The organism is Nocardia terpenica (assembly GCF_013186535.1).
Lineage (GTDB): Bacteria > Actinomycetota > Actinomycetes > Mycobacteriales > Mycobacteriaceae > Nocardia > Nocardia terpenica.
The window spans coordinates 1,567,674-1,589,638 of record NZ_JABMCZ010000002.1 but is presented as its reverse complement, the minus strand read 5'-3'; the positions used below and the strand labels follow the sequence as shown (position 1 = coordinate 1,589,638).

Annotated in this window: 17 protein-coding genes; 9 read left to right on the top strand and 8 right to left on the bottom strand. The window is 70.3% G+C overall.

The features are described 5' to 3' along the window. Window positions 1-155: 155 nt before the first annotated feature. The gene (modA, locus tag HPY32_RS19155) at window positions 156-914 is read right to left on the bottom strand and encodes a molybdate ABC transporter substrate-binding protein (RefSeq protein WP_067579330.1); all 759 of its coding nucleotides are present in this window, start codon (window positions 912-914) and stop codon (window positions 156-158) included. Further along, entirely contained in the window at window positions 911-1,309 is a 399-nt protein-coding gene (locus HPY32_RS19150; protein ID WP_067579332.1) for a TOBE domain-containing protein, read from the bottom strand. The genes modA and HPY32_RS19150 overlap by 4 nt, the downstream gene beginning before the upstream one ends. 139 nt (window positions 1,310-1,448) lie before the next feature. On the opposite strand from HPY32_RS19150, the gene HPY32_RS19145 reads away from it, so the two are divergent. Then, the gene (locus HPY32_RS19145; RefSeq protein WP_067579334.1) at window positions 1,449-2,264 is read left to right on the top strand and encodes a hypothetical protein; all 816 of its coding nucleotides are present in this window, start codon (window positions 1,449-1,451) and stop codon (window positions 2,262-2,264) included. Here HPY32_RS19145 and HPY32_RS19140 read toward each other — a convergent pair. Further along, window positions 2,261-3,676, bottom strand: a complete 1,416-nt coding sequence (locus HPY32_RS19140) for a CCA tRNA nucleotidyltransferase (protein WP_171982990.1) — start codon at window positions 3,674-3,676, stop codon at window positions 2,261-2,263. The genes HPY32_RS19145 and HPY32_RS19140 overlap by 4 nt on opposite strands. Window positions 3,677-3,868: 192 nt before the next feature. Between HPY32_RS19140 and HPY32_RS19130 the strand changes: the two genes are divergently transcribed. The 8 genes from HPY32_RS19130 (at window position 3,869) to HPY32_RS19095 (ending at window position 17,123) form a co-directional block, all read left to right on the top strand. After that, the gene (locus HPY32_RS19130) at window positions 3,869-4,561 is read left to right on the top strand and encodes an NUDIX hydrolase (protein WP_231951361.1); all 693 of its coding nucleotides are present in this window, start codon (window positions 3,869-3,871) and stop codon (window positions 4,559-4,561) included. Beyond that, a complete protein-coding gene (locus HPY32_RS43920) occupies window positions 4,558-7,395 on the top strand; it encodes a DUF6049 family protein (protein ID WP_067579339.1) in 2,838 nt (945 codons plus the stop codon). The genes HPY32_RS19130 and HPY32_RS43920 overlap by 4 nt, the downstream gene beginning before the upstream one ends. Before the next feature lie 1,015 nt (window positions 7,396-8,410). After that, window positions 8,411-12,409: a murein biosynthesis integral membrane protein MurJ gene (gene murJ, locus HPY32_RS19120; protein ID WP_231951532.1), complete on the top strand. Its 3,999-nt coding sequence runs from the start codon at window positions 8,411-8,413 to the stop codon at window positions 12,407-12,409. A gap of 250 nt (window positions 12,410-12,659) precedes the next feature. Then, a complete protein-coding gene (sigM, locus tag HPY32_RS19115) occupies window positions 12,660-13,238 on the top strand; it encodes an RNA polymerase sigma factor SigM (protein ID WP_067579341.1) in 579 nt (192 codons plus the stop codon). 178 nt (window positions 13,239-13,416) lie between these two features. Next, window positions 13,417-14,253 (top strand): RsmA family anti-sigma factor, encoded by an 837-nt coding sequence (locus HPY32_RS19110; RefSeq protein ID WP_067579343.1) that lies wholly within the window; start codon window positions 13,417-13,419, stop codon window positions 14,251-14,253. 113 nt (window positions 14,254-14,366) lie between these two features. Then, a complete protein-coding gene (gene trxB / locus HPY32_RS19105; RefSeq protein WP_067579345.1) occupies window positions 14,367-15,353 on the top strand; it encodes a thioredoxin-disulfide reductase in 987 nt (328 codons plus the stop codon). Between the two features lie 23 nt (window positions 15,354-15,376). Beyond that, window positions 15,377-15,703 carry a thioredoxin gene (gene trxA / locus HPY32_RS19100; protein WP_067579347.1) on the top strand — a complete coding sequence of 109 codons (327 nt, stop codon included), beginning with the start codon at window positions 15,377-15,379 and terminating at the stop codon, window positions 15,701-15,703. A gap of 220 nt (window positions 15,704-15,923) precedes the next feature. Next, a complete protein-coding gene (locus HPY32_RS19095) occupies window positions 15,924-17,123 on the top strand; it encodes an N-acetylmuramoyl-L-alanine amidase (RefSeq protein ID WP_067579349.1) in 1,200 nt (399 codons plus the stop codon). 24 nt (window positions 17,124-17,147) lie between these two features. Here HPY32_RS19095 and HPY32_RS19090 read toward each other — a convergent pair whose 3' ends face one another. From HPY32_RS19090 to HPY32_RS19070, 5 genes are all read right to left on the bottom strand, one after another. Next, on the bottom strand, window positions 17,148-17,894 hold the full coding sequence (locus HPY32_RS19090) for a GNAT family N-acetyltransferase (RefSeq protein ID WP_067579351.1): 747 nt from the start codon (window positions 17,892-17,894) through the stop codon (window positions 17,148-17,150). A 219-nt stretch (window positions 17,895-18,113) separates the two neighbouring features. Then, window positions 18,114-19,112, bottom strand: a complete 999-nt coding sequence (locus HPY32_RS19085; RefSeq protein ID WP_067579354.1) for a ParB/RepB/Spo0J family partition protein — start codon at window positions 19,110-19,112, stop codon at window positions 18,114-18,116. Between the two features lie 4 nt (window positions 19,113-19,116). After that, window positions 19,117-20,106, bottom strand: coding sequence for a ParA family protein (locus tag HPY32_RS19080; RefSeq protein ID WP_373686639.1), 990 nt, complete (start codon window positions 20,104-20,106; stop codon window positions 19,117-19,119). Between the two features lie 441 nt (window positions 20,107-20,547). Continuing rightward, window positions 20,548-21,267, bottom strand: a complete 720-nt coding sequence (gene rsmG / locus HPY32_RS19075; RefSeq protein WP_067579358.1) for a 16S rRNA (guanine(527)-N(7))-methyltransferase RsmG — start codon at window positions 21,265-21,267, stop codon at window positions 20,548-20,550. A 113-nt stretch (window positions 21,268-21,380) separates the two neighbouring features. Beyond that, window positions 21,381-21,935, bottom strand: a complete 555-nt coding sequence (locus HPY32_RS19070) for a Jag family protein (RefSeq protein WP_067579360.1) — start codon at window positions 21,933-21,935, stop codon at window positions 21,381-21,383. Between the last annotated feature and the right edge of the window lie 30 nt (window positions 21,936-21,965).

The window sequence follows — 21,965 nt, the reverse complement described above, 5'->3', positions numbered from 1 at the left end:
GCGACGCCGTGCGCTGAGCACTCACCGGGCACCGTGCTGTCCGGTCGCCGTACCGCAACGCCGCGCGAGAGCAACCGACGTCATGCGCCGAGCGAGGCGCGCCGCCCGGTCGAGTTGCCCGGTTTCACGTGAATCATCGGTCCGCCCGGCGGATCTCACGGCGCGCCGAACCCCGCCTTGGCCAGCGCGGCGCGACCCTCGGGACCGGTGATCAGGGACTCGAACTGGTGCGCCAGCTCGGCGTGCTTCGAATCGGCCACGGCCGCAATGGGATAGGTGTTGACGGCCCCGGAGGATTCGGGGAAAGCCACGGTACTGACCTTGTTCCCGGCCCCGGCCGCGTCGGTGACGTACACCAGCCCCGCGTCGGCATCGCCGGAGGTGACCTTGGCCAGCACGTCGGTCACCTCGGACTCCTCGCTGACCGGGGCGATCGCCACGTGCGACGCGGTGGTCACCTTCTTGGTCGCGGCGCCGCACGGCACCTGCGGCGCGCACACCACCAGCCGCAGGCCGGGCTCGGCCAGATCCGCCAGGGTCGTCACGTGTTTCGGGTTGCCGGGCGGGGTCACGATGGTCAGCACGTTGGTCGCGAAGTTCTGCGGATGCTCGGTGATGCGGCCGGACTTGACCACCTTGTCCATGTTCGCGGTGTCGGCGGAGGCGAACACGTCCGCGGGCGCGCCCTGATTCAGCTGCGCCGCCAGATCCGACGACCCGGCGAAGGAGAAGGCGACCTTGGTGCCCGGATGCGCGGCCTCGAACGTTTTGCCCAGATCGCCGAACACCTTGTTCAGCGAGGCCGCCGCGAACACCGTCACCGTGGTTGTGCCGCTGCCGGATCCGGAGGAGCCGCACCCGGCCAGCCCCGCGACCAGCGCCGCCGCCGTCACCGCGACGGCCAGCGGCCTCATCGCTCGGCCGTTTCGACGACCACCGTGGTGGCCTTCACGCTCGCCACCGCGACGCTGCCCGGTTCCAGCCCGAGCGCCCGCACCGACTCGCTGCTCATCAACGACACCACCGTGAACGGCCCGCATTGCATCTCCACCTGTGCCATCACCCCGTCGGCCACCACGCGGGTGACCAGTCCGGGAAACCGATTGCGTGCCGAACTGGCACTGCCCACCCGTGCCTGCGGCGGACGCGCGTGCTCGACCGCCAGCGCGGCCAGGGCCGCACCGTCGATCGCCAGCCGTCCCGCGTCGTCGCGGTGCGCGTCGAGGGCGCCGGTATCGATCCACCGGCGCACGGTGTCGTCGCTGACTGCGAGCAGTTCGGCGGCGTCACGGATCCGCAAGCTGGGCACGGCAGCAGCATAGGTCCGCGAATGCGGACCGAACAACGTGGAAACCTCCGAATATGCGGCGGCGGGCGGGGCTCGTCCCGGAGGGTTCACCCACGCGACGCCGGTTCGTTCACTACCCGCCAGTACGCTCTGATCAGTTATGGCCGCCTATTTCGACCCCCGGTTCTGGTCGCCGCTGCGCGCCGTGGACCTCGGGAAACGCCTGATCGAGCCGATGCGGCCGGAGCAGTGGGCGGCCTTTACCACCGCCTGGCTGGATCCGGTGGCCGACCTCGGCTCGGGCACGGTCACCGCGCTGCTGCCGGATGTGCTGATGACCGTGCTCAGCGAGGGCATTCTCGGCCGGTTCGGCGGCCGCGAGGTCACCGCCACCCTGCTCGGCTACGACCTGACCGCCACGCTGCGGACGCTGCGGGCGCGGCGGCGCGGCGCCCACTTCCAGACCAAGACGGTCCTGGCCGACCTGCGCTGGAACGGGCATCCGATCGAGGAGATGACCGTGGTGGCCAACGGGGTCCGGCTCATCCCGGGCGTGCCGACCAAGGTCCGCGCCGCGGGCCTGGAGATCACCGGCACGGTCGCGACCGCGACCCTGATCGAATGGCTCGGCGACCGGGTGCTGGACTGGCGGCTCGCGGTGCGCGCCGACGGCCTGCTCGTCGCCCGGCATCGCCGCCGAAGAATCCACGCCCTGCTGGACGCGACGATCGCGGACAACGAGCTCCGCCTCGCCGTCCACGGGGTCACCTGGTGCGGAATCCGACTGCCGCGGCGACGACTTCGGGTCGCGCCGCTACCGCTCACCGACCTACCGAACGACCTGCGGATCGTGCGCGCCGACCGGGACGGTCACCACGTCCGCTTCCGCATCGACGTCCCCGAGGTCACCGGCTCCTTCGACCTCGCGCAGATCCGCTCCGCCATCGTGACCGGCACGACGCTGATCGTCTTCTAGCTCCCGCCCGCGGTCCACCACGCCCGCAGCGCCTCCTCGGCCTCCTCGCGCGACATCGGGCCGCGGTCCAGCCGCAATTCCTTCAGATAGCGCCACGCCCGGCCGACCTCCGGCCCCGGCGCCAGGCCGAGCAGCTCCATGATCGCGTTGCCGTCCAGGTCCGGCCGCACCCGCGCCAGATCCTCCTGCTGCTGCAGGCGCTCGATGCGCACCTCCAGATCGTCGTAGGTGGACTGCAATTGGGCGGCGCGGCGCTTGTTGCGGGTGGTGCAGTCGGCGCGGACCAGTTTGTGCAGGCGGGGGAGCAACTCGCCCGCGTCGGTCACGTAGCGGCGCACCGCCGAATCGGTCCACTGGCCCTTGCCGTAGCCGTGGAAGCGCAGGTGCAGGTAGACCAGCCGGGCCACGTCCTCGGTGAACTGCTTCGGATACTTCAGGGCGCGCATGCGCTTGCGCACCATCTTGGCGCCGACCACCTCGTGGTGGTGGAAGCTCACCCCGCCGCCGGGCTCGTTGCGCTTGGTCGGCGGCTTGCCGATGTCGTGCAGCAGCGCCGCCCAGCGCAGCACCAGGTCGGGGTCGCTCTCCTCCTGGTCGATCGCCTGCCGCAGCACGGTCAGCGAATGCTGGTAGACGTCCTTGTGCTGGTGGTGCTCATCGATCTCAAGCGACATCGCGGGCACCTCGGGCAGCACCCGCTCGGCCAGACCGGTCTCGCACATGATGTCGATGCCGTCGGTGGGGTACTGGCCGCCGATCAGCTTGTCCAGCTCGGCGCGCACCCGCTCGGCGGTGATCCGGTCGATCTCGCCCGCCATGGCGGCGATCGCCGCGCGCACCCGGGGGGCGGGTTCGAAACCCAGCTGCGACACGAACCGGGCCGCCCGCAGCATGCGCAGCGGATCGTCGTTGAACGAATCCTCCGGCGCCGCAGGCGTATCCAGCACGCCGTCGAGCAGCGCGGACATGCCGTCCAGGGGATCGACGAACTCCAGCGCACCCCCGGCGCCGACCCGCACGGCCATGGCGTTGACCGTGAAATCGCGGCGGACCAGGTCGTCGTCCAGGGTGTCGCCGAAGGTCACCTCCGGATTGCGGGACACCCGGTCGTAGGCGTCGCTGCGGTAGGTGGTGATCTCCAGCTGCCAACCCGCCTTCGACGCGCTGACGGTGCCGAACGCCAAACCGCCGGTGTCCCAGAGATTGTCGGCCCAGCCGCGCAGCAGCCGCTGCACCACCTCGGGCCGGGCGTCGGTGGTGAAGTCCAGATCCGAGGTGAGCCGACCGAGCACCGCGTCGCGCACGCTGCCACCCACCAGGTACAACTCGTGTCCGTGCGCGGCGAACATGTCGCCGAGCGGGGTCAGCACATCAGAGAGCTGACCGAGCGTGATCGCGGCGGCCGCCAGCAATCGGCTGCGGCGATCAGCCGGGGACTGGGGGGCGGGGGCGGATGCGGCGACATCCTCGGACTTCGGCGAAACCACGGGAACGCAGCTTAGTTGGTGACGTGGCCCACCCCGGCGGCGCAGCCCACCCCGGCCGGGCCCACAGCGCCCAGCGCGGCGGCAAGGAGAGCCCGACAACACAGCTAAACTGACCAAGTGTCTCCGGCCGATCGCGCGAACAGTCGTCGCCGCCAGCCCCGGCGCCGCGGTTCGGCCGGTAATGCGACCGATACCAGCGGTAACAGCAGAGGCGGTGGCGGCGGGCGGTCCGGTGCCGTCCACGACCACAGCGGCACCGCCGACGGCAAGGTCGCCGGTGTCAAGGGTGCGAACGCCAAAAACCCTGCCAAGGGCGGTAACGGCGGCGCCAAGAACAACAAGAACCGGCCCCGCATGCGCACCGTGCGCGAGACCTCCGCGGGCGGCCTGGTCGTCGACGGGCTCGACGGCCCGCGGGAGAAGCAGTGCGCCGCGCTCATCGGGCGCACCGACCGCCGCGGCCGACTGCTGTGGTCGCTGCCGAAGGGGCACATCGAGGAGGGCGAGACCGCCGAGCAGACCGCGGTGCGCGAGGTCGCCGAGGAAGCCGGGATCAACGGTACGGTCGTTGCGGAACTCGGCAGTATCGACTACTGGTTCGTGACGGACGGCCGTCGGGTACACAAGACCGTGCATCACTATCTGATGCGCGCGCTCGGCGGTGAGCTGTCCGATGCCGATGTCGAGGTCACCAAGGTCGCCTGGGTGCCACTGGACGAACTCGACTCCCGGCTGGCCTACGCCGACGAGCGGCGACTGGCCGAGGTTGCCAACCGCCTGATCGATCGGATGGAGAACGGCAGACAATGACGCACCGATGGGCGCCGATGCTGCTCGCGCTGGTGCTCGCGGTCCTGGTCGGGCCGTGGACCGTGTCGTTCGCCGGACCGGCCGCCGCGCAGCCGTCGAGCAGCGGCGGATCGTCGACGGCGAAATTCCTGAAGCTCACCCTCGATTCGGTGACCCCGGGCTCGGTGACCACCACCAGCGATTCCGTGCTGACGGTGTCCGGCACGGTGACCAATATCGGCGACCGGTCGGTCAAGGATGTCAGTGTCCGGATCCAGCGCGCGGCCGCGGTGGCCACGCCCAGCGGCCTGCGTTCCACGCTGCGGCTGGACCAGAGCAACTACTCGGTCAACGGCGAATTCCACGATGTCGCAGACCAATTGAGCCCCGGGCAGCGCACGCAGTTCACGCTGCGGATCGGGATCCGGCCGGGCTCCGAGAGCGGTAGCGGCGATCAGGCCGTCACCTCGTCGCTGGACATCACCGACCCGGGCGTGTACCCGCTGCTGCTGAACGTGAACGGCCAGCCCGACTACGGCGGCATGGCCCGGCTCGACGACGCCCGGTTCCTGCTGCCCGTGCTCGGCCTGCCGCCGCTGGGGGGATCGGATGCGAAAGGCCCGGCGGCCCAGGCCGTTCCGGCCTCGACCGAGGCGCCGGTCGCCACCACGCTGATCTGGCCGCTGGCCGACCGCCCGCGCGTGGCCGCCGGGGTGACCGGCTCGGCCGACGGCAAGGTGCTGCTCACCGACGACGAGCTCGCGGGCGAGCTGCGCAGCGGCGGGCGGCTCGATCAGTTGCTCGCCGCCCTGGAAGCGGTGGTGCACCCCGAATCCCCGCGCGGCGGACCGAATCTCACCGGCGCGATCTGCCTGGCCATCGACCCGGATCTGCTGCAGACCGTGTACGCGATGCGGGTCGGCTACAAGGTGCTGGCGAGCCCGTCGGACCCGAGCGGCGCGACCCGCGACGGCACCGGCGCCCAGGCGGCCGCCGCCTGGCTGGACCGCCTGCGCGCCCTGGCCCCCTCGATGTGCACCGTCGCCCTGCCGTTCGCGCAGGTGGACCTGGCCGCGCTGGCGGCCGTGCACGATCCGGACCTGTCCGCGCGGGCGCTGAGCGACCCCGCCGACATCGTGGACCGGATCCTGTCGGTCAAGTCGATGCGCGGGGTCGCCCTGCCCGACTCCGGCAGCATCGACGACGCGGCGGGCACGCTGCTCGCCGCGCACGGCTACACCAGCACCGTGCTCGCCGACACCGCCGTCGCCCCGGCCGATTCCCGCAGTGCCGTCACCGGTTCCGCGGTCTCGCACGGCGGCGGCACCGCCGTCCGCAACACCGCGGCGGTCGCCTCGGCAACCGATACCGCGACACCGGAAACGGTCCGCCTCCCGGGCATCACGCCCCCGGCCCCCGCCCAGCCCTCGCCCGGTTCCCAGTCCACGCCGGGGTCCTCGGGCTCGTCCCAACCTTCGCCCGGTCCCCAGTCGACGTCGGGCTCCCAGCCCTCGGGTTCGTCCCAGCCCTCGTCCGGCGCACAGTCCCCGGGCTCTCCCCAGTCCACATCCGGCACGCGATCTTCGGGCTCCCAGTCCACCCCCGGCTCCGCCTCGTCCCCGCCTGGCTCCGCCTCGTCTGCACCCGGTTCCCCCTCTTCCGCGTCCGGCTCCCCCTCGACTCCGCCCGGCTCTCCCTCGTCCTCGCCCGGCTCTCCCTTGTCCCCGCCGGAGGCGGGGATGCGGGTCACCACCTTCGATATCTGGTCGGCGACCGCGCTGGCCGCGGTCGGCTCCACGCCGCCGACACCGTCGTTCACGCCCGAGGGGGTGCGTTACGACATCGGTAAGGACTCGCGCCCGGCCCGGCTGCAAGACGCGCTCGGGGCGGTGTCCTGGCTGGCCCTGAATCTGGACGCGAACCGACCGCGGTCGCTGCTGCTGATGCCGCCGCAGCAGTGGGCCGCCAACCACGACGAGGCGGCCGCGCTGCTCGACCAGCTCTCGAAGCTGGTCCGCAGCGGACTGGCGGTGCCGCGCTCGTTCCAGGACCTGCTGGCCGCGCCGCCGGACCCGCGCCCGTTCGACCTGGACTACCTGCCCGACACCGCCGATGTCGCGGTGCCCGACCAGTTCGTCGCCCCGATTCAGCAGCAGGAGCATCGCCTCGACGATCTGCTGAACGCGCTGGTGGAAGTGCCGCAACAGGATCCGACGCCGCACGCGTTCCTGGACCCGCTGCGCGAGGATCTGCTGCGCGTGCTGACGCTGTCGGATCGCACCAATCCGAGCGCCCAGGCCGACACCGTCGCCCAGCGCCGGATCGACCTGGTCACCCAGGCCCTGGACAGGGCCTATGGCGCGGTCAAGGTGCTGCCGCCGGGCGGGATGTTCACGCTCGCGTCCGAACAGAGTCCGCTGCTGCTGGTGGCGCGCAACGATCTGCCCGTCGCCGTCCGCGTCCGATTCAAGATCGGCGCGCCCGCCGAGACGAAGATCACCGACATCGGCGAGCAGCAGCTTCCCGCCCAGGGCACGCGCTCGTTCCAGATTCCCAGCCAGGTCAGCGACAGACGCGAGCTGGCCATTCCGATCTCCCTTACCACAGCCGACGGAGTACCCCTGGGCGCTCCCGTCTCGGTCCGAGTGCGGTCGAACGCCTACGGTCAGGTGTTGGCGATAATTACCGCATGTGCCGGTGCACTGCTGTTCCTCCTTGCCGGTCGACGTTTGTGGCGCCGATTCCGAGGGCAGCCCGATCCGGCCGACGAGGGCTTGGACCCGGGGAAGCGCCGCAGGCTGAATCGATACCTGCGCGCGCGGAAGCGGGTGTTGGAACGACAGGAGACACAGTGAGCGACAACGGCTCGAGCATTTCGGGCATCGCCGCTCGGCGCGTCCGGTCGTCGATTTCCAGCATGATCGTGGGTACCGCCGTGTCTTTACCCGTGGGGGAGGCACGGTGAGCGAGTACGACGGCCCCCGTCCCGGACCCGCCGAGGACGACTCCGAGTCCCGGCGCGCCCCCGCCGCCCCGTGGGAGCGCGGTCCGCGCCGGCCGACCCCCCGCGAACAGGCGCCGCCCGAGCCGCCGCCGGGCCAGCAGCTCCCGCCCCTGCGCCAGGTTCCGCTGAGCGGCCCCATTCCCCAGGTCTCCCCGGGCCGCCGTACGCCCCCGAACGGGCCCGTCCCGCCGAACAGACCCCTGCGCCCGGTGCCGCCGCCGCAGGATCAGTACCCTCCGAGCGGCCCCCTACGCCGAGTGCCACCGCCCGGCCCGCACGATCCGTACCCGCCCAGCGGGCCCATGCGCCGGGTGCCACCGAACGCACCCCGCGACCAGTACCCGTCGCCCCCTCCGGACGACCAGCGGCCACCGTCGGTACCCCGCATCCAGTACCCGCCCGGCGGACCCGCCCGCCGGATGCCGCCGCCCCCGCCGCGCGACCAGCATCCGCTGTCGGAGTTCCACGACCAGTACCCGAGCGACCCACGCGCCGCCTCGGGCCCGCGTGATCAGTACCCGTCCGGACCCGACGGCAATCATCCGTCCCCCAGGGCCCGCGACCAGTACCCGAACAGACCCGACGACCGGTATCGGTCGCCCGGCCCGGACGACCGATTCACCGAACCCATGGGGCACAACCGATTTCCTGGTGCTCCGGACGGTCGGCATACATCGCAGGATTCGCCCGGAGCTCACGACCGATACGCGAACCCACCCGGCGGCGACTACGCGCCCGGCATGCGTGACCCCCATCCGAGCGGCCCCGTCGACCGGTACGCACCGGGAGCCCGCGAGCGATACGCGAGCCCGCGGGACCAGTACCCGCTGTCCGAGCCGCGCGATCAGTACCCGCCGAGCGGTCCGATGCGGGCGGTACCCCCGCCGGGGCAGCGGCCGCCTCGGCACGGGCAACCGGGGGAGCGCGGACCGGTTCCGGCACAGGGTTATTCGCCGGAGCGTCGCGCGCAGTCCGAACCCCGCCCGCTGCCGCGCCGCCTGCCCTCCGAGCGCGCCGAGCGTTCGGGCCCGGCACGCACCGCCCAGCAGGTGGCGGTCCGGCCCGAGGCCAAGGGAAACTCGACGGCCAGCCTGGTCCGCGACTCCGGCTCGATCGCGGTGGCGACCCTGATCAGCCGGATCACCGGTTTCGTCAAGCAGCTGCTGCTGGTGACGGTGCTCGGCGCCGCGATCAACAGCTCGTTCACCGTGGCCAGCCAGATCCCGACCATGGTCGAACAGCTGGTGCTCGGCGCGGTGCTGACCGCCTTCGTGGTGCCGACCCTGGTGCGCGCCGAGAAGGAGGACGCCGACGGCGGCGCGGCCTTCGTGCGGCGACTGATCACGATGGCGTTCGTCATCCTGGTGACCGCGGCCGTGCTGTGTACCGCGTCGGCGCCGGTGCTGATCAAGCATTTCTTCCTGCCCGAGGACGGCAAGGTCGACACGCATCTGACCACCGCGCTGGCCTTCATGCTGCTGCCCGCGATCCTGTTCTACGGCATGTCCTCGCTGCTCATGGCCGTGCTGAACACGCACCAGATCTTCAAGCCCGGCGCCTGGGCCCCGGTGCTGAACAACCTGGTCGTGATCGCCGTGCTGGGTATCTACTCGCTCACCCCCGGCCGGATCTCGCTGCATCCGGTCCAGATCAGCGACCCCAAGCTGCTCACCCTGGGCATGGGTGTGACCTTCGGCGTGTTCGTGCAGGTGGCCAGCCTGCTCCCGGCGATCCGGCGGGCCGGGATCGATCTGCGGCCGCTGTGGGGATTCGACACGAGGCTGCGGGAATTCGGCGGCATGGCCACCGCGGTGATCCTGTACGTCATGGTCAGCCAGGTCGGCTTCGTCATCGCCACCCGCGTCTCGTCGCACGCCGACGCCGCCGGACCCACCATCTACAACCAGGCGTGGCTGCTGTTGCAGTTGCCCTACGGCGTGCTGGGCGTCACCGTGCTCACCGCGATCATGCCCCGGCTCAGCCGCAATGCCGCCGCCGACGACACGCCTGCGGTCGTCGACGATCTGTCCGTCGCCACCCGGCTGACCATGATCACCCTGGTGCCGGTGGTCACCTTCCTCACGGTGGCCGGTCATCAGGTCGGCGAGGCGCTCTACGGCTACGGCAACTTCGGCACCGGCGACGCGGGCCGCCTGGGCGAGGCGCTCAGCTGGTCGGCCTTCACGCTGATTCCGTACGCGCTGGTGCTCATCCACCTGCGGGTGTTCTACGCGCGGGAGCAGGCGTGGACGCCGACGTGGATCATCCTGGGCATCACCGTGGTTCGAGTAGTGCTCTCCATCGCCGCGCCCATGGTCTTCCGCGACGATCAGGTCGTCATCGCCCTGGGCGTCGCCACCGGACTGGGCTACGCGGCCGGCGCCGTGATCGGCGGGTGGCTGCTGCACCGCAGCCTCGGCGACCTCCGCATGACCAATGTCGGGCGCACGATCGTCCGGGTGGTGCTGTCCTCCGTCGCGGGCGGCGCGGTGCTGCTGATCGCCGACCAGGTGATCGGCCTGAACCGGCTGTCCGAGTCGTTCGGCGGGCTCGGTTCGCTGGTCCGGGTCGGCATCGACGCCGTGGTCATGTTCGGCGTGGCGTTCGCGCTCATGCGCCTGGCCGGGGTCCCGGAGATCGTCGCCCTCACCGTGGCGGTCTCCCGGCGGCTCGGCCTCACCCCGCCCGCCCCGGATCTGGGCCTGGCCGAGGCCGCCGCCGATCTGCACGACACGACCGTGCTGCCGCGGCCGGAGCTCGATACTCCCTACTACTACCGCTACGACCCGTACATGGACGCGCAGACCATGGTGCTGCCTGTCATTCGGCCCAATGCGGTTGATCGCACCGGGCCGACCGAGTTCCCGTACCCTGTTCGGCAGAGAAACGCAAACGCCGGTTCCGGCACCCGCGCGGAGGCCGAGGCCGGTACCCGCGCGGAACCGGGATACGGACCGACCGGCGACGGGCCCGGTGCTGCGCCGGACCATCGGAGTTCGACACACCAGGGCGAAGGAGGAACGAGGGTGAGCGACGACGCGGCGGGGGGCGTCCCGGCCGCCGATGCTGCTGCCGGCACAGCAGGTGCCGTACGCACCGACAACGTCCCGCCCGCACAGGTTCCGCCGGCCGAGGCCGACGACGCCGAGCCGGACGAGACCGAACAGTACGCCGAGGCGGCACAGCATCCGGCCGAGACCGCACCGCCTACCGGTGAGGAGCAGGCGGTACAGGCGCACGACCAGACCTACGACACCGGCATGCTGCCGGTCGGTTCCCCGGAGATGCCGCCCATGCGGGTGGAATCGGCGAACCGCCGGGTGCAGCGCGGCCCCAAGCTGATCGCGGGCGCGTCGGTGGCCGGTGGTCGCTACCGGCTGCTGGCCGGGCACGGCGGCGCCCGCGGGCTGCGGTTCTGGCAGGCCCTGGACGTCAAGCTCGATCGCGAGGTCGCGCTCACCTTCGTCGACGCCGATCAGAAGGCGAACGACAACGCCGGACACGACGGCCCGCAGGCGATCCTGTCGCGCACCCTGCGGCTGGGCCGCATCAACTCCCCGGGCCTGGCGCGCGTGCTGGACGTGGTCCGCGGCAGCTCCGGCGGCATCGTGGTCGCGGAATGGACCCCGGGCCGCTCGCTGCGCGAGATGGCCGAGACCAGCCCCTCGCCGATCGGCGCCGCCCGGGCGATCCGCGCCCTGGCCGCCGCGGCCGAGCTGGCCCATCGCGGCGGCGGCTCGCTGTCCATCGACCACCCGGACCGGATCCGCATCAGCGCCTCCGGCGACGCGGTGCTGGCCTTCCCCGGCACCCTGGCCGACTCCGACGCGCAGTCGGATGTGCGCGGTCTCGGCGCGATGCTCTACGCCCTGATCACCGCGCGCTGGCCGATCCGCAGCGGCGGCGTCAGCGGCAGCGCGGCCACGGTCGGTGGCCTGCGGCTCGCCGACCTCGGCCCCGACGGCACCCCCGTCGAACCCCGCCAGATCCGGCCGGAGGTGCCGTTCGAGATCTCCGCGGTGGCGGTCCGCTCGCTGGAGTCGAACAAGGGCGTGCGCACCGCCGCGACGGTCCAGCACGTGCTGGAACAGGCGTCGGTGGTGGACCAGAAGACCGACTTCATCCCGGTCCTGCGGCTGGGCCAGCGCTCGCCGTCGGCCCCGGACGAGTCGCTGGCCGATCCGGAGCTGCTGGCCGCCGAGAAGGAACGCTCGCAGCGGATGATGTGGATCCTGGTCGGTCTCGGCGTGCTCGCCGCGCTGGTCGTCGGCGTGATCATCTGGTGGCTGCTGAGCATCTTCGCGCCCAGCTCCTCCAACGCGCCGCTGGACGAACAGCGCAAGCTGGGCCTCACCACCGCCGCGGTCGCGCCGCCCGCCCCGAGCGCGGCGTCCTCGTCGGCCGGCGCGCCGACCACGGGCGGCGGCACCCCGATCCCGGCGGCCGGCGCCACGGTGTTCTCGCCCGAGGGCACCCCGGACAACCCGGGCGGCGCGGCGGCGGTGCTGGACGGCAATCCGGCCACCACCTGGCGCACCGACCAGTACTTCCAGCAGTTCCCGGCGCTCAAGAAGGGCGTGGGGATCCTGGCCACCCTCGGCAGCCCCAGCAAGCTGACCAAGGTCAGCATCGACTCGCCGAGCCCCGGCACGGTCGTGGAGATCCGCACCTCGCCCACGGCCAACCCCACCCTCGACCAGACCCAGCTGATCGGCCAGGCCACCCTGGGCGACGGCAGCACCGACATCGCCGTCCGGGCCGACCAACCGGCCCGGTACGTCCTGGTCTGGATCACCGCGCTGGCCAACTCCGGCGGCCAGTTCCAGTCCTCGATCGGCGAGATTCACTTCGAAGCCGCGCCCTGACATCCGGCACGGCGAGTCCCGCGCGGGCTTTTCAACAAGTCTGCTTGCTGGCCATTCCGCGCACCGGATATGATTCTCAGCGCGCTCTCAGCAGGGGAGCTTCCTAGGATCTGGTCTCTCGGTCCTGGATGATGCGGAAATTCCGACGGCGTCCCGTCATGGGCGCACGCGTCGTCGTGAGCGCTGATCCTAGGGGTTTGTGTTGTCGTTTGATGCGAGCGAGCGAGCAGGTGCCACGGTAGAGACCCCGATGCGCCGTCGCGCGTTCGATCCGGACGAGGCCACCGATCGCGAGCTCCTCGCCGCGCACGCCGCGGGCAACCCACACGCCTTCACCGTGCTGTTCCGCCGCCACTACGACCACCTCTGGCAGCTGGCCGTGCGCACCTCCTACACCACCGAGGACGCCGCCGATTCCCTGCAGGACGCGCTGCTGTCCGCGCACCGCAACGCCGCCACCTTCCGCGGTGAGGCCGAGGTCCACAGCTGGCTGCACCGCATCGTGGTCAACGCCTGCCTGGACCGCATCCGGCGCAACAAGGCCCGGCGCGCGGTGTCGCTGTCGGACGAGAACGTGGCCGAACCCGTCGCCGAACGCGACGACATCGCCGAACTGGAGATGTCCATGGTGGTCGACGCCGCGCTGTTCACCCTGCCGCCGGAACAGCGCACCGCGCTGGTCGCCATCGACATCGAGCGGTATACGGTAGCGGAGGCGGCAGCGATGCTCGGCGTAGCGGAGGGGACCATCAAGAGCCGGTGCGCCCGCGGGCGGGAGCGGCTCAAGCAGCAGTTGGAATTCCTGCGTGAACAGCGGAACCGTACGTAGCGTCGGTACGTCCTACCTAGAGACGAACAATGTTGTCGTACGCGTAGACCCATCGCGATGGGGCGCGGGTACCACACCACAGGCCCGACCCGGAGAGGCGATGGACGACAAGGGCAAAGCCGCTGCGCGGGGGCGCGGGCCCGGGCCGCACCACGGCGAAGACGACTCAGGAGGTGCCATGCCGATCCGTTCGGCGCCGCAGCCTCCGTTCTCCACCGAACTCCTCGCCGACCTGCACGCCGACAATGTCGCGCCGGAGATCTGCGAACAGCTCTGGCCGCAGATCCGCCGTGATCCCGAGGCCCTGCGGTTCCTGCGCTCGCTCGACGACGTCACCGCCGAACTGCGCGCCCTGGGCCGCGATCCGTACATCCTGCATCCGATGCCCGGCGCCGTCGCCGCCCGGCTCGACGGCCTGCTCGACGCCCTGGCCCGCGGCGACGCACCCGCCGACCCCGTGGCCACCGTGCATCGGCTCCCGTTCGCCCGCCCACCGGACGACGAATCCGGCACCCCGCCCTCCACCCGCCCGATGCCCGCGGTCCCCGACCCGGCCGCCACCGAACCACCCCGCCTCGACGAACGCCGCTCCCGCCGACTGCGCTGGATCACCGCCGCGGCGGCCGCGGTAGCCGTCCTGGCGGGCGGCCTGGTGGCCCTGGACACCCTCCGCGGCGGCCGGGACGCCACGCCGAATGCGTTGCCCTTCAAGGACTCCGGCGCACCCACCGCGGTCCCGCTCGACGACGACAGCTCCACGGCGGTCCTGCTGAGCGCCATGGGCCGCACCGACATCACCGGCCCGCTCGCCGGTCCCGGCGCCCTCACCGGCTGCCTGACGGCCAACGGGCTGGACCGCACCGTCCTCGGCTCGATGAACGTCACATTCCACGGCCGCCCCGGTGTCCTGGTCCTGCTCACCGGGCCCAAGCCGCCGAAGATCACCGCCCTCGTCGTCGGAACCGGTTGCGGCCCGGGCAATCCCGATCCCATCAAGATTCGCGACATCGGCTGAGCCGCGCGCTCGGCGGCGGTGTGCCCGCGCCGGAGCGCCACGGGCCCGGGAACAACAGCCATTACCCTGTTGTTGTTCGAATGCCTGTTGACGATCCCCTTCGGAAGGGCCCCATGAGTACGCCAGTACGCGATCTGATCATCGTCGGCTCCGGCCCCGCCGGCTACACCGCCGCCATCTACGCGGCCCGGGCCGAGCTGGAACCGCTGCTGTTCGAGGGCACCCAATTCGGCGGCGCGCTCATGACGACGACCGAGGTGGAGAACTTCCCCGGCTTCCGCGAGGGCATCATGGGCCCCGACCTCATGGAGGAGATGCGCGAGCAGGCCAAGCGGTTCGGCACCGATATCCGCACCGAGGACGTCGAGGCCATCGACCTCTCCGGCCCGATCAAGTCGGTCACCGTGGGCGGCGAGACCTACCGGGCCTACTCGATCATCCTGGCCATGGGCTCCGCGGCCCGCTACCTGAACGTGCCGGGGGAGCAGCGGCTGCTCGGCCGCGGCGTGAGCGCCTGCGCCACCTGTGACGGCTTCTTCTTCAAGGGCCAGGACATCGTGGTGGTCGGCGGCGGCGACTCGGCCATGGAGGAGGCGACCTTCCTCACCAAGTTCGCGGCCAGCGTCACCATCGTGCACCGCCGCGACGAGTTCCGCGCCTCCCGCATCATGCTCGACCGCGCCAAGAACAACGAGAAGATCCGTTTCCTCACCAATACCGAGGTCGCCGAGGTGCACGGCACCGACAGCGTCACCGGCCTGACCCTGCGCGACACCCGCACCGGCGAGACCTCGGAACTGGCCGCGACCGGCCTGTTCATCGCGATCGGGCACGACCCGCGCAGCGAGCTGGTGCGCGGTCAGGTCGAGCTCGACGCGGACGGCTACGTGCAGGTCCAGCACCCGACCACCGCCACCGCGGTACCCGGCGTATTCGCCGTCGGCGACCTGGTCGACCACGTGTACCGCCAGGCCATCACCGCCGCCGGCACCGGCTGCCGCGCGGCCATCGACGCCGAGCACTGGCTCGCCGAGCAGGGCGACATCACCCGCAACACCCTGGACCACGCCGACCGGCCGGTCGAAGTGCCCGCCAACTGATACCCAGTTCGAGGAGTAGGACCATGTCGGAATCGACCAAGACCGTCACCGATGCCACCTTCGCCCAGGACGTGCTGGCCAGCGACAAGCCGGTGCTCGTCGACTTCTGGGCGGATTGGTGCGGTCCGTGCCGGATGGTCGCCCCCGTGCTGGAAGAGATCGCGGCCGCCCACGGCGACAAGCTGACCATCGCCAAGCTGGACGCCGACGCCAACCCGGCCACCTCGCGTGACTACAGCGTCCTGGCGTTGCCTACGATGATCCTGTTCTCCGGGGGGAAGGAGACCAAGCGGATCGTCGGCGCCAAGGGCAAAGCCGCCCTGTTGCGCGAACTCGAGGGCGTCATCTGACGTAGCCGGATACGATTTCGGCGCCGACGGGCCCCGAGGCGGTGGCTGCTGCCGCCTTCGGGCCCCGGTGCTGACGACCGGGGTAGGATCCTCCTGCACCCGGGGAATTGCCGAAATTCGGTCCGGGTCTGAGACAATCGACCGACGCCACGGTCGTGCGACGGTGTGAGCCTTCGCAGTAGTGGGTACCCGGGTTGGCGGAAGGAAAGGGCTCTCACGCATGCACCGACTTCGTCACGGCGATACCGGTCCAGCCGTAGCTGAGGTTCGGAGCACCCTGGCAAGTCTCGGATTCCTGCACATCCATCCCCATGGGACCGACCGGTCCGAACCCGGCGGCGAGTACTGGAAAGACGCCGACGCCGCCTTCGATCACGACCTCGATTCCGCCGTGCGCGCCTTCCAGCAGCATCGCGGCCTGCTGGTCGACGGGGTGGTCGGCCCGGCCACCTATCGCGCGCTCAAGGAGGCGTCCTACCGCCTGGGCGCGCGCACGCTGATCTATCAGCTGTCCGCGCCGCTGTACGGCGACGACGTGGCCACGCTGCAGCGCCGCCTGCAGGACCTCGGCTTCTACGTGCACCGCGTCGACGGCTACTTCGGCCCGCACACCCACGACGGGCTGACCGCGTTCCAGCGCGAGATCGGCCTGTCCGCCGACGGCATCTGCGGCCCGGACACGCTGCGCTCGCTGGAACTGCTCGGCGCCCGCGTCACCGGCGGCAACCCGCACCGGATCGCGGAGGAGGAGGTCGTGCACCGGGCGGGCCCGCAGCTGACCGGGAAGCGGATCGTCATCGATCCCGGGATGGGCGGTCCCGACAAGGGTTTCGCCGTGCCCACCGAGTTCGGCGACGTCTACGAGTCGGAGATCCTCTGGGACCTGGCGAGCCGCCTGGAGGGGCGGATGGCCGCCACCGGCATGGAGACCTTCCTGTCCCGGCCGTGGGGCGCCAATCCGACCGACGCCGACCGCGCCGAGACCTCGAACACCTTCGACGCGGATCTGATGATCTCGCTGCGCTGCGCGACCAATCCCAGCCCGCTGGCCAATGGCGTCGCCAGCTTCCACTTCGGCAATTCGCACGGCTCGGTGTCGATGATCGGTCAGGTGCTGGCCGGTTTCATCCAGCGCGAGATCGTGGCGCGCACCTCGCTGCAGGACTGTCGCACGCATTCGCGCACCTGGGATCTGTTGCGCCTCACCAAGATGCCGACCGTGCAGGTCGACATCGGTTATCTCACCAACGATTACGACGCCTCGGTGCTGACAAATCCACGCATGCGCGACGTGATCGCCGAGGCCATTCTCATTTCGGTCAAGCGGCTGTACCTGCTGGGTCAAGACGATCAACCCACCGGCACATACACTTTCGCCGAACTACTCGCCGAGGAACTGGCCGCGGCCGACCGCATGTGATTCCGGCCCATTGTGGGTCCCGGATCAGGAGCAGCCCACCCGGGGCACCGGGACCGCGGCGGCGGCCAGCAGCTGGTCCAGCGCCCGCTCCACGTCTTCCTTCCAGAGATGGTCGCTGTCGAGCTCGAGCCGCAGTCGCGGGAAACGGTGGTGCGCCGCCACCACCTTGAAGCCCACATCCTCCAGGAAATCGGCGTCGATCATGCAGCTCTCCGGCGAGCAGCTCTCCGATCGGCGGCGCGCCGCCGAGGTGCCCGACAGCGGAATACCGAAGGCGGGCGTATCGATGCGCTGCATGAACAGCATCGAACTGACCGACCGGGATGACAGCATGGTGGTCTCCGGATCGGTCCGCAGCCCGAACGCCTCGATGGCCCGCACGCCGCGACGCATCAGATCGGCCACCACGGCCTGAATCAGCGTGTTCCCCACATCGGTGTTCTGATAGCCGAATTCGGCCCGCAGCGTGGTCAGCAGGACCGCGTCCGGGCTCACGGGGGAGGTGGGGAACAGCCCGGCCCGCGGCACCGCGCTGGGCGGCGCGTACAGCGCGCAGCCGACGGGCCGGCCGTCCACCATGGCGATCTGTCCGCAGGAGCCCCACTCCAGCATGACCGTGGACAGCCATGCCTCCTTCTCGAAGACCGGATCGCTGAATTCCCGGGAGTCCGCCACCACGGCGGGATCCATCTCCCAGAACACGCATCCGCGGGCGTGGGCGGGGAGTTTGTCGAGTCCGCCGAGAGTTAGTGCGGTTACGCTGGTCGACACCGCTCTGCTCAGCCTCCAGCCGTCCGATTCATCTACGCTCACGCCGAATCAATTTCGTCGTCCCAGCAAGAATAAGCGATCATTGCGAACCGCCTCATTTCCATTTCGTCTTCGAGAGCGGCAACCCCGGAATAGGCCAGGCGTCACAGTGACGTTTCGATCCCAGGTCCCAGTATCTCCGGTGAACACGCCGAATTGGACGCGTGCTCACCCGCCGTACTACTGCTGCTTCTCCATCAGGGACACGATGCGCTCCAGGTCGGCAAGATCGCCGAATTCGACCACGATCTTGCCCTTCTTCTTACCCATATTCACCGTGACCCGGGTGTCGAACGTATTGGCCAGCCGCTCCACCAATCGATCCAGGCCGGGGGCGTGCACGGGCTTGCGCTCCGCCGGGGGCTGCTTGTTGCCCTCCGGATAGCGGTTCGCCAGCAGGACCGCCTCCTCCGTGGCCCGCACCGACATGCCTTCGGCGACAATCCGTTCCGCCAACAGCTCCTGCGCCTCCGTCCCGGCCTCCAGGCCGAGCAGGGCGCGGGCGTGACCGGCCGACAGCACGCCGATGGCGACCCGGCTCTGCACCTTCACCGGCAGCTTCAGCAAACGGATCATATTGGTGACGACCGGCCGGGACCGGCCGATGCGCGCCGCGAGTTCCTCGTGGGTGACGCCGAATTCCTCCAGCAGCTGCTGATAGGCGGCCGCCTCCTCCAGCGGGTTGAGCTGCACCCGATGGATGTTCTCCAGCAGGGCGTCGCGCAGCATCGAGTCGTCGGCGGTCTCCCGGACGATCGCCGGGATCGCCTCGAGCTCGGCCACCTGAGCCGCGCGCCAACGCCGCTCGCCCATGACGATCTGATACCGCGGGGTGGGGGAGCCCCCCAGCTCGCGCACCACGATCGGCTGCATCAGGCCGAATTCGCGAATCGAGTGCACCAGTTCGTCCAGCGCCTCGTCGTCGAAGATCTGCCGCGGCTGCTTGGGATTGGGCTCGATGAGATCCGGCGGAATCTCGCGGTACACCGCGCCGGCCTCGGAACCGGGAGCCGGATCGGGGACGCGATGCAGATACGCGGACGCCGGATGCGGTCCGATCGGATCCAGACCGATGACGGCATTCGCGGCGGCGCTGCCGAGCCCCTGCACCTCGGTCGGCCCGGTCGGAATCAGCGCGGCCAGCCCGCGCCCCAGTCCACCCTTCTTCGCCTGACTCATCGGCCTATCGACCCCTTTCCTCTGTCACACCCGCCGCACCGACGGCGGCGTTCTCCGGAGCCGTGCGCGCGAGCGCCGCCCGAGCGGCGATCTCGCGACCGGCATCCAGATAGCTCATCGCACCCCGGGAGCCCGGATCGTATTCGAGCACGGTCATCCCGTACCCGGGCGCCTCGGACACCTTCACACTGCGCGGGATCACCGAGCGCAGCACCACATCGCCGAAGTGCCCGCGCACCTCTTCGGCGACCTGATCCGCCAGCTTGGTGCGCCCGTCGTACATGGTGAGGACGACGGTCGACACGTGCAGCTGCGGATTCAGATGGGCCTGCACCAGACCGATATTGCGGAGCAGCTGTCCCACACCCTCCAGCGCGTAGTACTCGCACTGGATCGGGATCAGCACCTCCTTGGCCGCCACCATCGCGTTGACGGTGAGCAGGCCGAGCGACGGCGGGCAGTCGATCATGACGTAATCGATGTCGTACCCGGCGATATTCGCCTGCTCGATCGCGGCCTTCAGCCGACCCTCGCGGGCCACCATGGAGACGAGCTCGATCTCCGCACCGGCGAGGTCGATGGTCGCCGGAATACACAGCAGCCGTTCGTTGTGCGGGCTCTGCTGGATCGCGTCCTGCACCGAGATCTCGCCGATGAGCAGTTCGTAGCTGGAGGGAATACCGGAGTGGTGTTCGACGCCGAGCGCGGTGCTGGCATTGCCCTGCGGGTCGAGATCGATGACGAGCACCGTCATCCCCTGCAGCGCCAGGGCGGCGGCCAGATTCACCGCGGTGGTGGTCTTGCCGACACCACCCTTCTGGTTCGCGATGGTGATGATGCGTTGTTCGCGGGGCTTCGGGATAGACATCGAACCAGGATGCAACACCTGGCTCGCGCGCTGCGCCTCGGCCGCGATCGGCGTTTCGGCGGGGGAGATGTTGCCGAAGGGGGTCCGACCGAACTCGTCCAAATCGAAGCCGCTCCCGTCCAGCATTCCGGGTACGCGCGACGTTGTTTCCCGTGAAACATTCGCCGGACCGTTCGACATACAGGCTCCTAACCGAGAACTCCAGACACGTGCCCCAGGCAGCGTCAGCGCCGCATGGCTCGAGCAAGCGGAACGCGGCCGCGTCCGGAGACCGATGCCCGTCCTGGCGAGCCCGTCGGGCACCGCGAATCTGCGCTCACGCTCGACGCCACTTAGCTTGCCAGTACCGAAGACAATACGGAAGTTGAACCGCGGCAATCCTTCTGCGACACGCGAATTATCGAAGGATTCCGCGTCGCTTCGGTCCGGATCGCCGCTTTCACGCTCTCATCGACGCTCGAATCCAGGCACGCCGCCGCACTTTTGGTCAGCGGCGCATCGACTTCGCCCGCCCGCCACCGCGCTTCGGCCCCGATGTTTCACATGAAACACGGCGCCGCGCGGCGCTCAACCCTTGCGGTGCCGCCGCGGCCGCCCGCCCACGCGCTCGCTGCGCGGGAGCCGCTCCACGCTCAACACCACCGTCGGCGGCGACACGATCCCGACCCCGCACTCGAGCACCTCGGCATTGCCGCCACCCGCCCGGATCAGGTCCTCGCGATCGCGCTCCAATTCCTCTGCCGCACTGGAACCCTTGAGCGCGAGCATCCGGCCGTGGTCACGCACCAGCGGCAGCGACCACTGCGCGAGCTTCGCCAGCGGCGCGACGGCGCGAGAGGTCACCACATCCGCGCCGCCCGCCTCCTTGCGCACATCCGACTGCTCGGCGCGCCCGCGCACCACCGTCACGCCCAGCCCGATCGACTCGATGAACTCGGCCAGGAAGATGGTCCGGCGCAGCAGCGGCTCGACCAGGGTCACCCGCAGATCCGGGCGCGCGATGGCGAGCGGGATGCCCGGCAGCCCGGCGCCGCTGCCGATATCGACCACCGTGGCCCCCTCGGGAATGAGCTCACCGATCACGGCGCAATTCAGGATGTGCCGCTCCCACATTCGAGGAACCTCCCGCGGCCCGATCAGCCCGCGCTCGACACCCTGCACCGCCAACTCGTCGTGATAGCGCTCGGCGAGCGGCAGCCGATCACCGAAGAGCGTCTCCGCCGCGGCGATGGCGGCGGGGGAGTGGTCTGGGTGGGGGACACCCGTTCCTCGTTCCACGTGAAACATCCTTCCGAACCGATGGGGAATCGATACGGGCGCATGCCCGCGTGCGGCAACCTCCGCACAAGGGTAGGGCCCCCGGTTCGGTGAACCGGGGGCCCTACCCACCTTTACGCCGATCAGGCCGGGAGCACCACCACGTGGCGGTTCGGCTCCACACCCTCGCTCTCGCTGACGACCCCGTCGACCGCGGCCACCGCGTCGTGCACGATCTTGCGCTCGAACGGCGTCATCGCCGACAGCGACTCCGGCTTTCCGGAATCCAGCACCCGCTGCGCGGTGGCGGCGCCGAGCGCGCTCAGCTCCTCCCGACGCTTGGCCCGCCAGCCCGCCACATCGAGCATGAGGCGGCTGCGGACACCGGTCGCCTGCTGCACGGCCAGCCGGGTCAGCTCCTGCAGCGCGTCCAGGACCTCACCGCGCCGGCCCACCAGCTTCGCCAGATCGCGGCCGCCGTCGATGCTCACGACCGCCCGGTCACCCTCGACGTCCAGATCGATGTCACCGTCGAAGTCGAGCACATCCAGCAACTGCTCGAGGTAGTCACCGGCGATCTCGCCCTCCTCGATCAGCGCCTCCTCGGCATCGTTCACATCGTCGCTCACCGCGTCCGGCTCGGCCTCGGCCATCGTCGTCGCCACAGTGGCGTCTCCTCCGTCGGTCTCAACAGTCATGTGTCGTTTCCTTCATCTGCGTCATCCGTC